This window comes from Mycolicibacterium sp. MU0050 (assembly GCF_963378085.1).
Lineage (GTDB): Bacteria > Actinomycetota > Actinomycetes > Mycobacteriales > Mycobacteriaceae > Mycobacterium > Mycobacterium wendilense.
This window is the reverse complement of sequence record NZ_OY726395.1, coordinates 443,666-456,265: the sequence shown is the minus strand read 5'-3', so window position 1 is coordinate 456,265 and position 12,600 is coordinate 443,666. Positions and strand designations below refer to the sequence as shown.

Genomic DNA, 12,600 nt, shown 5'->3' with positions numbered 1-12,600 from the left:
CCCCCAGAGCACGTGACGGTCGAACTATCGACCGATAGCAGAGCTAGCTCTTGGCCAGCCTGTCGCGCAGGCTCTTCGGCCGGATATCAGGCCAGTTCTGTTCGATGAAGTCCAGGCATTCGGCCCGGCCGGCCTCGCCGTGCACCACCCGCCAGCCGGCGGGTACTTCGGCGAAGGTCGGCCAAAGACTGTGCTGCTCTTCGTCATTGATCAAGACGTAAAAGCTGCCGTCGTCATCGTCGAATGGATTCACACTCACTAGGGCCTCCCCACCCTCAAAACTCGAGTCGATCTTGACTGACCCCGTCCGGATGCAAGGCAATGCCCCCACAGCTTGCATCCGCGCTGTCTGTCCAGTGGCCCACTCGAGCGACTTGTGTGTTGCAGTGCGTCAGCTTAGCGACTTCTCCTGTGAAACGGAGCACAAATCGATGATCCCGACATAACCTATGGCTGTGCCACGGTCATGCGACTTCTCGGTGGACTCGTCGGCCAGTGTCGAGCAAATCCACTGGGCGTTTGCCGAACGCGACTACTGGCTGGCGAGGCTGGCGAATTTCGGCGGTACGGCCAGCCTCGAGGAGTTCGCTGTCGACGCCGACGGCGTCGTGACCACGATCGTGGCCAACAGCTTGCGGCCCGACGGCCTGCCGGGACCCATCGCCAAGGTGTTCCCCAGCCAGTGGCGGGTCGAGCAACGGGAGATCTGGAGCCCCGTCAGCGACGGGAAGGTCCGCGGCGAGATCGTCTCGAGGTCCCACGGGGCTCCCGGTTCCGGCTCCGCCACGGCATGGCTGACGCCAAGCCGCAACGGCTCGCTTCTCAAGGGGCGGGCCACCCTGGAGTTCAAGGTCCCGCTGATCGGCGGCAAGATCGAGACCATCATGGGGAAGTCCCTGGTCCAGAGCATCGAAGCGCTCCAGGACTTCACCACCGACTGGATCAAACAGAACGCCTGACCCGGCCGGCGCTCAGCCGGCCGAGGCCGCCTCCTGCTCCCGCTTGATCTCCAGCGCGATGTCGATCAGCTGGTCTTCCTGCCCGCCGATCAGCTTGCGCTGGCCGGCCCGGTGCAGCAACGCATGCGCCGGGACGCCGTAGCGTTCCGACTGCCGGATGGCGTGCTTGAGGAAGCTGGAGTAGACCCCCGCATAGCCCATGATCAGCGCATTGCGATCGAGCAGGCATTCGGCGGGCATCGCGGGGGCCACCACCTCTTCGGCGGCGTCGGCGATGTCGAAGAAGTCGATCCCGGTCTTGACGCCGATCTTGTCGAAGACCCCGATCAGGGCCTCGACCGGGGCGTTACCCGCACCCGCACCGAACCGGCGGCAGCTGCCGTCGATCTGCTTGGCGCCGGCCCGGACCGCCTCCACCGAGTTGGCCACGCCGAGCCCCAGGTTCTCGTGGCCGTGGAACCCGACCTGCGCGTCGTCGCCCAACTCCGCGACCAGCGCCGACACCCGGTCGGCCACCCCCTCGAGCACCAGCGCGCCGGCCGAGTCGACGACGTAGACGCACTGACATCCCGCGTCGGCCATGATCCGGGCCTGCTCGGCCAGCTTCTCCGGGGAGATGGTGTGGCTCATCATCAGGAACCCGACGGTTTCCAACCCGAGTTCGCGGGCCAGCCCGAAGTGCTGGATGGAGACGTCGGCTTCGGTGCAATGGGTGGCGATGCGGCAGATCGAACCGCCGTTGGCCTGCGCCTCCTTGATGTCGTCCTTGGTGCCCACCCCCGGCAGCATCAGGAAGGCGATCTTGGCCTCCTTGGCCGTCTCGGCCGCGAGCTTGATCAACTCCTGTTCGGGGGTCTTGGAGAACCCGTAGTTGAAGCTGGAACCGCCCAGCCCGTCGCCGTGGGTGACCTCGATGACCGGGACGCCCGCGGCGTCCAGGGCGGCGACGATGCCGTGCACCTCGTCCTTGGTGAATTGATGCCGCTTGTGGTGCGACCCGTCCCGCAGCGAGGTGTCGGTCATCCGGACGTCCCACACGGGGTTGAAGAAGATGTCGCTCATCGTGCTGCTTCCTTCTCGCTCGAGACCAATTCCCGCGCGATCTCCTCGCCGACCTTGGTGGCCGCGGCGGTCATGATGTCCAGGTTGCCCGCGTACGGCGGCAGGTAATCCCCGGCGCCCTCCACCTCGACGAACGTCGTGACGGTCGCGTAGCCGCCCGAGGTCACCGACGGCGCGTCGAACTGCGGTTCGTTGAGCAGCCGGTAGCCGGGGACATAGGTCTGGACCTCGGCGACCACGTCCTTGATGGACTTGGTGATCGCGGCGTGATCGGCATCCTCGGGGATGGCGCAGAAGATGGTGTCGCGCATGATCATCGGTGGGTCGGCGGGGTTGAGGATGATGATCGCCTTGCCGCGGCGGGCCCCGCCGATGGTCTCGACGCCCTTGCTGGTGGTCTTGGTGAACTCGTCGATGTTGGCGCGGGTGCCCGGCCCGGCCGAGGCCGAGGCCACCGACGCGACGATCTCGGCGTAGGGCACCTCCACGACGCGGGACACCGCGTACACGATCGGGATGGTGGCCTGACCGCCGCAGGTGATCATGTTGACGTTCGGCGCCGTGACGTGTTCGTGCAGGTTGGCCGGCGGGATGACGGCGGGGCCGACGGCGGCCGGGGTCAGATCGATGGCCCGGATGCCGGCCGCTTCATAGCGCGGGGCGGCCTCACGGTGGACGTAGGCGCTGGTGGCCTCGAACACCAGGTCGGGTTTCTCGTCGAGGCCGAGCAGCCAGTCCACGCCCTCGTGGCTGGTCTCCAGACCGAGCTTGCGCGCGCGGGCCAGACCCTCGCTCTCCGGGTCGATGCCGACCATCCAACGCGGCTCGAGCCAATCCGAGCGCAGCAGCTTGTAGAGCAGGTCGGTGCTGATGTTGCCCGACCCGACTATCGCAACCGAGGCTTTCATGTATGGACTCCTGCCCGTGTTGAAGATTCGCCGCTCATTCGAAAGTCAGTCGCACTGAACCTAACCCAGCGAAGTCCGCGACGAAATTGTCGCCCGGACGTGCATCTATCGCACGGGTGCAGGACCCCGGCAACACCACGTCGCCGGCCTTGAGTCGGACCCCGAAACTGTCCACCTTGCGCGCCAACCACGCGACCGCGGTCACCGGATTTCCCAGTACCGCGTCGCTGCGGCCCTCGGCCACCACCTCACCGTTACAGGTGAGGACGGCGTCGATGGCCTTGATGTCGATGTCCTTGGGCGACACCCGTTCCTTGCCGAGCACCCAGCCCGCCGAGGACGCATTGTCGGCGATGGTGTCGCACAGCTTGATCTGCCAGTTCTTGATCCGGGTGTCGATCAACTCGATGGACGGGACGAACGCCGCCGTCGCGGCCAGCACGTCATCCTCGGTGCAGCCCGCGCCCGGCAGGTCGTCGGCCAGGATGAAACCGACCTCGACCTCCACCCGCGGATAGAGGAAGGTCGACGTCTTGACCGGAACGTCCTCGAAGACCTCCATCTCGTCGAGCAGATGTCCGTAGTCCGGCTCGTCGACGTTCATCATCTTCTGCATGGCCTCGCTCGACAGCCCCACCTTGTGGCCGACGACCTTGGCGCCCTCGGCGACCCGCTGCCGGATGTTGATCAGCTGGATCTCGTAGGCATCGACGACGTCGATATCGGGATTCCCGGCGGTCAACGGGTCGATCGCGACCCTGCTGCGCTCCGCCTCGGCCAGGTCGGCGGCCAGCTCGGCACGGGTCTTGGCGTCCAGCATTTGTGAATTCCCCTCGCTGCTGTGACCGGGGCAGTTGTCCGATGACCCGGCAATTCTATAACGTGTTCTACATGACTGGTCAGGAGTATGACGTCGTCGTGGTGGGTAGCGGCGGCGCGGGCATGGTCGCCGCCCTCACCGCCGCCCATCAGGGCCTTTCAACGGTAGTCGTTGAGAAGGCCCCGCACTATGGGGGTTCCACTGCGCGGTCAGGTGGCGGCGTCTGGATCCCGAACAACCGGGTCCTGCAGCGCGACGGTGTCACGGACAGCAAGGACGCCGCCCGCACCTACCTGCACACAATCGTCGGTGACGTGGTGCCGGCCGAGAAGATCGACACCTACCTGGACCGCGGTCCGGAGATGCTCGACTTCGTTCTCGAGCACTCCCCGCTGAAGCTCTGCTGGGTGCCCAACTACTCCGATTACTACCCGGAGACCCCCGGCGGCCGCGCGGGCGGACGTTCGGTCGAACCCAAGCCGTTCGACGCCAAGAAGCTCGGCCCCGACCTCGACGGCTTGGAGCCGCCGTACGGGAAGGTCCCGATGAACATGGTGGTGCTGCAGCAGGACTACGTCCGCCTCAATCAGCTCAAGCGCCACCCACGCGGACTGCTGCGCAGCCTCAAGGTCGGCGTCCGCACCATGTGGGCCAACGCCACCGGCAAGAACCTGGTGGGTATGGGGCGCGCCCTGATCGCGCCGCTGCGCATCGGCCTGCGTGAGGCGGGCGTACCGGTCCAGTTGAACACCGCCTTGACCGACCTCTTCATCGAGGACGGCGTGGTGCGCGGCATCTACGTGCGTGACACGCAGGCATCGGAATCTGAAGAGCCACGGCTGATCCGGGCTCGGCGAGGGGTGATTCTGTGCAGCGGCGGCTTCGAGCACAACGAACAGATGCGGGTGAAGTACCAGCGCGCCCCGATCAGCACCGAATGGACCGTGGGCGCCAAGGCCAACACGGGTGACGGCATCCTGGCCGCGGAGAAGCTCGGCGCGGCGCTGGAGATCATGGAGGATTCGTGGTGGGGACCCACCGTCCCCCTCGTCGACTCGCCCTGGTTCGCCCTGTCCGAACGCAACTCGCCGGGCTCGATCATCGTCAACATGTCCGGCAACCGGTTCATGAACGAGTCCATGCCCTACGTCGAGGCCTGCCACCACATGTACGGTGGTCAGTACGGACAGGGCCCCGGTCCCGGCGAGAACATTCCGGCCTGGCTGATCTTCGACCAGCGGTACCGCGACCGCTACATCTTCGCCGGCCTCCAGCCGGGGCAACGGATCCCGAAGAAGTGGTTGGAGTCCGGCGTGATCGTGTCGGCGCCGACCCTCGACGAGCTGGCCACCAAGGCCGGCCTGCCCGCCGGCGCGTTCAAGGCCACCGTCGAACGTTTCAACGGCTTCGCCCGGTCCGGCGTGGACGAAGACTTCCATCGCGGCGAGAGCGCCTACGACCGCTACTACGGCGACCCCACCAACAAGCCGAACCCGAACCTGGGCGAGATCAACCACGGCCCGTTCTACGCGGCCAAGCTGGTGCCCGGCGACCTCGGCACCAAGGGCGGCGTCCGCACCGACATCCACGGCCGAGCCCTGCGCGACGACGGCTCGGTGATCGCCGGACTCTACGCGGCCGGTAATGTCAGTTCGCCGGTCATGGGACACACCTATCCCGGCCCCGGCGGCACCATCGGTCCCGCGATGACGTTCGGCTACCTCGCCGCGCTGCACATCGCGAGCGAAGCGCACCCCGGAAAGGCCTGACATGCCCATCAACCTCGACGAGGCGCTCGGCGCCGAACTCGAACCCGTCGAATTCTCCTGGAGCAGCAGCGACATCCAGCTCTATCACCTGGGCCTGGGTGCCGGCGCCGCGCCGATGGATCCGCGCGAACTGCGCTACCTTGTCGACAACACCCCGCAGGTGTTGCCGACGTTCGGCAACGTCGCGCAGAGCTTCCACCTGACCGAACCTCCCGCGGTGCAGTTCCCCGGCATCGACATCGAGTTGAACAAGGTGCTGCACGCCAGCGAGGGCATCTCCACCCCCGGTCCCATCCCGCCGTCGGGCACTGCGACCGCGGTGACCCGGTTCACCGAGATCTGGGACAAGGGCAAGGCGGCCGTCATCTGGTCGGAGACCACCGCCACCGCCCCCGACGGCACGGTGCTGTGGACGCAGAAGCGGTCGATCTTCGCCCGCGGCGAGGGCGGATTCGGCGGCGACCGCGGCCCGTCCACCTCCACGGAGCTGCCGGACCGCGCGCCCGATCTGGAACTCGACATCGTCACCTTGCCCCAGCAGGCGTTGCTCTACCGGCTCTGCGGCGACCGCAACCCGCTGCACTCCGATCCGGAATTCGCTGCGGCCATGGGCTTTCCGCGGCCGATCCTGCACGGTCTGTGCACCTACGGCATGACCTGCAAGGCGCTGGTGGACAACATCCTGGATGCCGACGCGGCCGCGGTGAAGTCTTACAGCGCCCGGATGGCCGGTGTGGTGTTCCCGGGTGAGACGCTGCGCGCCAACCTGTGGAAGGACAACGACGGATTCGTCGGCGTGGTCACGGTGCCCGAACGCGGCGACGAGGTCGTGCTCTCCGGGGTGGAGTTGATCCCCGCCTGACCTGGGGCGGGTTCCCCGCCGCTCAGGACACCGACGGGGTCGGCGCACCCCCTGAGGCAGTCCGACTGGCGTGCTCAGCCCAGGATCAACCCCGACGTCGGCACCCCGGTGCCCGCCGTGACAAGGACGTGCTCGACGTTGTCGACCTGATTGACCGACGTCCCGCGGAGCTGACGGACACCTTCGGCGATGCCGTTCATCCCATGGATGTAGGCCTCCCCGAGTTGGCCGCCGTGGGTGTTGATCGGCAGCCGCCCCCCGATCTCGATGGCGCCGCCGGCGATGAAGTCCTTGGCCTCGCCCTTGCCGCAGAACCCGAGTTCCTCGAGCTGCAGCAGGGTGTACGGCGTGAAGTGGTCGTAGAGGATCGCGGTCTGGATGTCCGCCGGCGACAGCCCGCTCTGTTGCCACAGCTGCCGACCCACCAGCCCCATCTCGGGCAGGCCGAGTTCGTCACGGTAGTAGGAGTACATGGTGAACTGGTCAGTGCCGGCGCCCTGGGCGGCAGCTTCGATGATCGCCGGGCGGTGCTTGAGATCCCTGGCCCGCTCCGGCGTGGTCACCACGATCGCGACCCCGCCGTCGGTCTCCTGGCAGCAATCCAGCAGCCGCAGCGGCTCGGCGATGAACCGGGAATTCTGGTGGTCCTCGATGGTGATCGGCTTGCCGTAGAAATGCGCCTTCGGGTTGTTGGCCGCATGCTTGCGGTCGGCCACCGAGACGGCGCCGAAATCGGCACTGGTGGCGCCGTATTCGTGCATGTAGCGCTGGGCAATCATCGCCACCGACGCGGCCGGGGTGCTCAACCCGTGCGGGTAGGACCAGCTGTACTCCACGCCACGCGAGTCCGCGTTGACGGTCAAGCCGGTCATCACCTGACCGAACCGGAACTCGGAGCGCTCGTTGAACGCGCGGTAGGCCACCACAACCTCGGCCACGCCCGTCGCCACCGCGAGCGCGGCCTGCTGGACGGTCGCGGCCGCAGCCCCGCCCCCGTATCCGATCTGACTGAAGAACTTCAGCTCCCCGATCCCGGTCGAGCGGGCCACCGCGGTCTCCAGGTTGGAGTCCATGGTGAACGTCACCAGGCCGTCGACGTCAGACGGGGACAACCCGGCGTCGTCGAGCGCGTCCAGAACCGACTCCGCGGCCAGCCGAAGCTCGCTGCGTCCGGAGTTCTTGGAGAAGTCGGTGGCACCGATACCGGCGATGGCCGCCTTACCGGAGAGCATCAGCTGTCCCCCAATGTCAGTGTGGCGGTAGCGATCACGTGGTTACCCAGGCTGTTGGCGCCGGTCACCTTGACCGTCACCGACGCACCTTCGACCGCGGTCACCTCGCCGGTGAAGGTCACGGTGTCGTAGGCGTACCAGGGCACGCCGAGCCGCAGCCCGATCGACTTGATCCGCGCGGATGGCCCGGCCCAGTCGGTCAGGTAACGCTGGACCAGCCCGGTGTCGGTGAGGATGTTGACGAAGATGTCCTTGGAACCCTTGGCCTGCGCCTTGTCCCGGTCGTGGTGTACATCTTGGTAGTCGCGGGTGGCGATGGCGGTGGAGACGATGAACGTCGGGTCACCGTAGATCGCCAGTTCCGGCAACGCGGTGCCGACTTCGATGGTGCTCATGGCTGGGGCTCCCATGCGTACAGCGTCCACGCCGGACTCACGTCACTGTCGGGAAAGTCGATGAACATGGCGCGCACCGGCATTCCGATCTTCACCTTGTCGACGTCCACGTTGCGCAACTCACCGAGCATGCGCACGCCTTCGGCGAGTTCTACCAGCGCGATGACGAAGGGCAGGGTGCGACCCGGCACCTTCGGCGCGTGGTGCACCACGCAGCTGTACACCGTACCGAGCCCGGATGCGACGACATAGTCCACGCCTTCCTCCGGGCTGTGCCCCGCGGCCTGCCACAGCGCGGGTACCGGGGGGTGCTGCAACGTCCCGTCGGGACGACGCTGGATGCGCAGTTCGTGCGCATTGACCCCGTCCCAGAAGAACTGGGTGTCCTTCGACGACGCCGGACGCATCAACTTGTCGGGGTCGAGGTCGTCGGGGATCGCCGGCTGGTCACCCTCGCGCGGCTTGAACTTCATGATGCGCCAGTTCATCTCGGCGACCCGTTCCCCGGCGGCGGTGCCGTCGGGGACGGTCCAGGTGATCAGCTGGTTGATGAAGTAGCCCTCGCCCAACGCGGTTTGCTTGGGCCCCACCACCTCGGTGATCTCCGCATGAATGGTGAGCTGCTCCCCCGGCTGCAGGTACCGATGGTAGGTCTGCTCGCAGTTGGTGGCCACCACCCCGACGTAGCCGGCCTCGTCGAACAGCGCCATGATCTTGGTCAACGGATCGTCGGCGGCGCGGCCCTGGCCGAGCCCACCCATCGTCCACACCTGGATCATCGCGGGCGGTGCGACGATGCCGGGGTGCCCGGCGGCCCGCGCAGCGTCCTCGTCGACGTAGATCGGGTTCTTGTCGCCCAGGGCGTCCACCCAGTGGTGAATCATCGGCTGATTCACCGGGTCTCGGGCCTCGCGGGGCCGGCTGGTGCCGGCCGCCTTGATCTCGTCGATACCGGCCTGCAAGTTCGCGCTCATCGCGGCACCCTCGGGACCCTGAGCCCGGCGGCCGCGATCATCTCGCGCATCACCTCGTTGACACCACCGCCGAAGGTGATGACCAAGTTCCGCTTGGTCATCTTGTCGAGCCAGTCCAGCACCGCGGCGGTGTGGGCGTCGGCCGGGTTGCCGTAGCGGCCCACCAACTCCTCGGCCAGCCGCCCCACTTCCTGGATGCGTTCGGTGGAAAAGACTTTGGTGGCGGCGGCGTCGGCGACCGCGATGGTCTCCCCCGAGGCCGCGACCTGCCAGTTGAGCAACTCGTTGATCCGCCAGATTGCCTTGATCTGACCGAGGAGGCGACGCGCGCCCTCCTGCTCGATCGGGACGACGCCGTCGGACCCGGGTGTGGCCGCCCAGTCCCGGACCTGATCGTAGATCCCCGCGACCCGGCCGGCCGGGCCCAGACCGACGCGCTCGTGGTTGAGCTGGGTGGTGATGAGCTTCCAGCCGCCGTTCTCCTCGCCGACGAGCATGTCAGCCGGCACCCGCACGTCGTTGTAGTACGAGGCGTTGGTGTGGTGTGCCCCGTCGGAGAGGATGATCGGCGTCCAGGAGTAGCCGGGGTCCTTGGTGTCGACGATCAGGATCGAGATGCCCTTGTGCTTGGCCGCATCCGGATCGGTCCGGCAGGCCAGCCAGATGTAGTCCGCGTCGTGCGCGCCCGTGGTCCACATCTTCTGCCCGTTGACGATGTATTCGTCACCATGGCGCACCGCCGTGGTCCGCAGCGACGCCAGGTCGGTGCCCGCCTCGGGTTCGGAATACCCGATCGCGAAATGCACGTCACCGGAGAGGATTCCGGGGAGGAACTTCTTCTTCTGTTCCTCGGTGCCGTGCACCTGCAACGTGGGCCCGACGGTCTGCAGCGTGACCATCGGCAGCGGTACATCCGCGCGGTTCGCCTCGTTGACGAAGATCTGTTGCTCGATCGGGCCGAACCCGAGGCCGCCGTACTCCTTGGGCCACCCCACACCGAGCTTGCCGTCGGACCCCATCCGCTTGATCACTGCACGGTAGGCCTCGTTGTGGCGGTCGGACTCCATCGCCGCGGCCTCTTCGGGGGTGATGAGGGTCGAAAAGTATTCCCGCAGTTCGGCTTGCAGCGCCCGTTGCTCGGGCGTCAACTCGATGTACATTTACGCTCCCACCAGGTCGAGGCGATGCGAGGGGCCGCCCAGCAGGCGGGTCAGGTCCTTGATCGACGAGTAGTAGCGGTCCATCGGATAGGTGATGTCCATGCCCATGCCGCCGTGCAGGTGGTGGCAGATCCGCATGGCCGGCGGCGCCTGCGAGGTCAGCCAGTAGCCCAGCACGGCCAGATCCTCCTCGGCGTCCAGGCCTTCGGTCAGCCGCCACGTCACGGAGTTCGACACCAAGGAGATGGTGCGCGAGGCGATGTACACCTCGGACAGTTGCGCCGCCACGGTCTGGAACGTCGACAGCGGTCGCCCGAACTGTTCACGGGTGGCCACGTAGTCGGCGGTCAGCCGCAGCGCGCCGGCGACCAGGCCGGCGGCGAACGCGCCGATTGTCGCCAGCGCCAACTGGTTCAGCCGGCGCACCTCGGCGCCGCCGAGCACGTCGGCCTCGACGTCGTCGAACGTCAGGACGAACTCGTCGGAACCGTTGGCCGTGGGCGTCTTGGTGACGGCCAGCCCCGTCGCGTCTCCGGCGACGACGGCGACTCCGGTATCGGCGGAGACCAGGATCCACTGGGCCTGATCCGCATACGGCACACCGATTTTGGTTCCACTCAGACGACCCTGGTTCAGCCGGACCGACGGCCGCTCCGGCAGCGTCGCACCGGGTTCATTGAGCGCCGCGGTGAGCACCCCGCCCTTGCCCAACTCCGCCAGGTAGAGGTCCTGCTGCGCATCGGACGCCAGGTCGAGCAGCGGCACCAGACCCAGTCCGAGGACGGCCAGCGCGGGGCTGACGGTGCCGTGCCGGCCGATCTCGGTCAGCGCCGTGGCGATCTCGGCCAGGCCGACGCCGTCACCACCGAGACGTTCGGGCACGCCGAGCGCGGTGACCCCGCCGTCCACCAGGGCTTGCCAACTGTTGTCGCGGCCCAGGACGGAGGTGACAACATCGGCGACAGCCTGCTGGCCTTCGTCCGGAGTGAAATCCACGGCGAATTCTCCTTGATTCGACTTGGGTTCGCGTCTGCGGGCAGCCGGCAGGCGCGCGCTGTTGGGCCTAGGACTGTCCGGTGAAGTTCACCGGCCAGTGCTTGACGCCGTTGAGCCACCCCGACTTTAGGCGCTCGGGCTCGCCGGTCGGCGTGAGATCCGGCATGTGGTCGGCGATCGCGTTGAAGATCAGGTCGATCGTCATGCGGGCCAGGTTGGCGCCGATGCAGTAGTGCGCCCCGGTGCCGCCGAAACCGACGTGCGGATTGGGGTCGCGCAGGATGTTGAACGTGAACGGGTCCTCGAAGACCTCTTCGTCGAAGTTGGCCGAGCGGTAGGACATGACCACCCGCTCGCCCTTCTTGATCTTGACCCCGGACAGCTCGGTGTCCTCGCTGGCGGTGCGCTGGAAGGCCGACACCGGGGTGGCCCAGCGGATGATCTCGTCGACGGCGGTGGCCGGGCGTTCCCGCTTGTAGAGCTCCCACTGATCCGGGTTCTGGGTGAACGCGATCATGCCGTGGGTGATCGAGTTGCGAGAGGTCTCGTTGCCGGCCACCGCGAGCATGATGACGAAGAAGCCGAACTCGTCGTCGGTGAGCTTCTCGCCGTCGATGTCGGCCTGGACCAGCTGGGTGACGATGTCGTCGCCCGGATTCTTGGTGCGTTCCTCGGCCATCTTCATGGCGTAGGTGATGACCTCGAAGGAGGACATCGCCGGGTCGATGTCGGCGTACTCGGGATCGTCACCGGCGGTCATCTCGTTGGACCACCGGAACAACTTGTCGCGGTCGTCCTGCGGCACCCCGAGCAGGTCGGCGATCGCCTGCAGCGGGAGTTCACAGGACACCTGCTCGACGAAGTCGCCGCTGCCCCCGGCCGCCGCGGTGGTGACGATGTTCTGGGCTCGCCGGTTGAGTTCGTCCTTGAGCCGCCCGATGGCACGCGGGGTGAAGCCGCGGGAGATGATGCGCCGCAGCCGGGTGTGGTGCGGGGCGTCCATGTTGAGCAGCACGTTGCGCTGCAGGTCGATGGCCTCGCGCGTCATCCCCTCCGGCCACACCGGGATGGCGCCGTCCATCGAACTGCTGAACACGTCGCTGCGGCGGGACACCTCGCGCACGTCGGCGTGCTTGGCGATCAGCCAGTAGCCCTTGTCACCGAATCCGGCGGTGCCGCCGGGCACGTCGACCCAGTGCACCGGGTCCGATTTACGGAGTTCGGCGAGCTCCTTGACCGGCAGACCGGCCAGGTTGAGATCGGCGTCGAGGAAGTCGAAGTCGCTGGCGATATTCGGGGCGGCCATGTGTTTACTCCTGATGGTGGTCGCAGGTGTCGACGTGCGCGGGAGCCGCGTCGAACGGCCTGAAACAACGTGGTCTAGTTCCGATTGCCACCATTGAAACACGGCTTGACCGCAGATCAAAGGTGGTGGGGCATCGTCGCTTGTCAGAGTAATGAAA

The 12,600-nt window shown here is 66.8% G+C and carries 13 protein-coding genes; 3 read left to right on the top strand and 10 right to left on the bottom strand.

The window, feature by feature from the left end; translation table 11 throughout:
* Positions 1 to 43: 43 nt before the first annotated feature.
* On the bottom strand, positions 44 to 259 hold the full coding sequence (locus R2K23_RS02275) for an MbtH family protein (protein ID WP_316513955.1): 216 nt from the start codon (positions 257 to 259) through the stop codon (positions 44 to 46).
* Positions 260 to 455: 196 nt separating this feature from the next.
* Here R2K23_RS02275 and R2K23_RS02270 point away from each other — a divergent pair, with 196 nt between their 5' ends.
* Positions 456 to 959 carry a DUF2505 domain-containing protein gene (locus R2K23_RS02270; RefSeq protein WP_396892894.1) on the top strand — a complete coding sequence of 168 codons (504 nt, stop codon included), beginning with the start codon at positions 456 to 458 and terminating at the stop codon, positions 957 to 959.
* 12 nt (positions 960 to 971) lie between these two features.
* Here the strand turns inward: R2K23_RS02270 and dmpG are convergent, their stop codons facing one another.
* Genes dmpG through R2K23_RS02255 form a run of 3 tightly spaced genes read right to left on the bottom strand, consistent with a single transcriptional unit; the run spans position 972 to position 3,749 of the window.
* Positions 972 to 2,021 (bottom strand): 4-hydroxy-2-oxovalerate aldolase, encoded by a 1,050-nt coding sequence (dmpG, locus tag R2K23_RS02265; RefSeq protein ID WP_316513953.1) that lies wholly within the window; start codon positions 2,019 to 2,021, stop codon positions 972 to 974.
* Positions 2,018 to 2,929 carry an acetaldehyde dehydrogenase (acetylating) gene (locus R2K23_RS02260; RefSeq protein ID WP_316513952.1) on the bottom strand — a complete coding sequence of 304 codons (912 nt, stop codon included), beginning with the start codon at positions 2,927 to 2,929 and terminating at the stop codon, positions 2,018 to 2,020. Before R2K23_RS02260 ends, dmpG begins: the two co-directional genes overlap by 4 nt.
* A gap of 34 nt (positions 2,930 to 2,963) precedes the next feature.
* Positions 2,964 to 3,749 carry a 2-keto-4-pentenoate hydratase gene (locus R2K23_RS02255; protein WP_316513951.1) on the bottom strand — a complete coding sequence of 262 codons (786 nt, stop codon included), beginning with the start codon at positions 3,747 to 3,749 and terminating at the stop codon, positions 2,964 to 2,966.
* 62 nt (positions 3,750 to 3,811) lie between these two features.
* Between R2K23_RS02255 and kstD the strand changes: the two genes are divergently transcribed.
* Positions 3,812 to 5,518, top strand: a complete 1,707-nt coding sequence (gene kstD, locus R2K23_RS02250) for a 3-oxosteroid 1-dehydrogenase (protein WP_316517006.1) — start codon at positions 3,812 to 3,814, stop codon at positions 5,516 to 5,518.
* 1 nt (position 5,519) lies between these two features.
* Positions 5,520 to 6,380 carry a MaoC family dehydratase gene (locus R2K23_RS02245; RefSeq protein ID WP_316513950.1) on the top strand — a complete coding sequence of 287 codons (861 nt, stop codon included), beginning with the start codon at positions 5,520 to 5,522 and terminating at the stop codon, positions 6,378 to 6,380.
* A gap of 74 nt (positions 6,381 to 6,454) precedes the next feature.
* On the opposite strand, the gene R2K23_RS02240 is transcribed toward R2K23_RS02245, so the two are convergent.
* The 6 genes from R2K23_RS02240 to R2K23_RS02215 all read right to left on the bottom strand — a co-directional run bounded on the left by R2K23_RS02240 (position 6,455) and on the right by R2K23_RS02215 (position 12,443).
* Positions 6,455 to 7,612, bottom strand: coding sequence for a lipid-transfer protein (locus tag R2K23_RS02240; RefSeq protein ID WP_316513949.1), 1,158 nt, complete (start codon positions 7,610 to 7,612; stop codon positions 6,455 to 6,457).
* Positions 7,612 to 8,022 (bottom strand): MaoC family dehydratase, encoded by a 411-nt coding sequence (locus tag R2K23_RS02235; RefSeq protein WP_316513948.1) that lies wholly within the window; start codon positions 8,020 to 8,022, stop codon positions 7,612 to 7,614. Before R2K23_RS02235 ends, R2K23_RS02240 begins: the two co-directional genes overlap by 1 nt.
* Positions 8,004 to 8,981, bottom strand: coding sequence for a bifunctional MaoC family dehydratase N-terminal/OB-fold nucleic acid binding domain-containing protein (locus R2K23_RS02230; RefSeq protein ID WP_316513947.1), 978 nt, complete (start codon positions 8,979 to 8,981; stop codon positions 8,004 to 8,006). The genes R2K23_RS02235 and R2K23_RS02230 overlap by 19 nt, the downstream gene beginning before the upstream one ends.
* Positions 8,978 to 10,141, bottom strand: coding sequence for an acyl-CoA dehydrogenase FadE29 (gene fadE29, locus R2K23_RS02225; protein ID WP_316513946.1), 1,164 nt, complete (start codon positions 10,139 to 10,141; stop codon positions 8,978 to 8,980). Before fadE29 ends, R2K23_RS02230 begins: the two co-directional genes overlap by 4 nt.
* The gene (locus R2K23_RS02220; protein ID WP_316513945.1) at positions 10,142 to 11,137 is read right to left on the bottom strand and encodes an acyl-CoA dehydrogenase family protein; all 996 of its coding nucleotides are present in this window, start codon (positions 11,135 to 11,137) and stop codon (positions 10,142 to 10,144) included.
* Positions 11,138 to 11,204: 67 nt separating this feature from the next.
* A complete protein-coding gene (locus R2K23_RS02215) occupies positions 11,205 to 12,443 on the bottom strand; it encodes a cytochrome P450 (protein ID WP_316513944.1) in 1,239 nt (412 codons plus the stop codon).
* Positions 12,444 to 12,600: the final 157 nt, after the last annotated feature.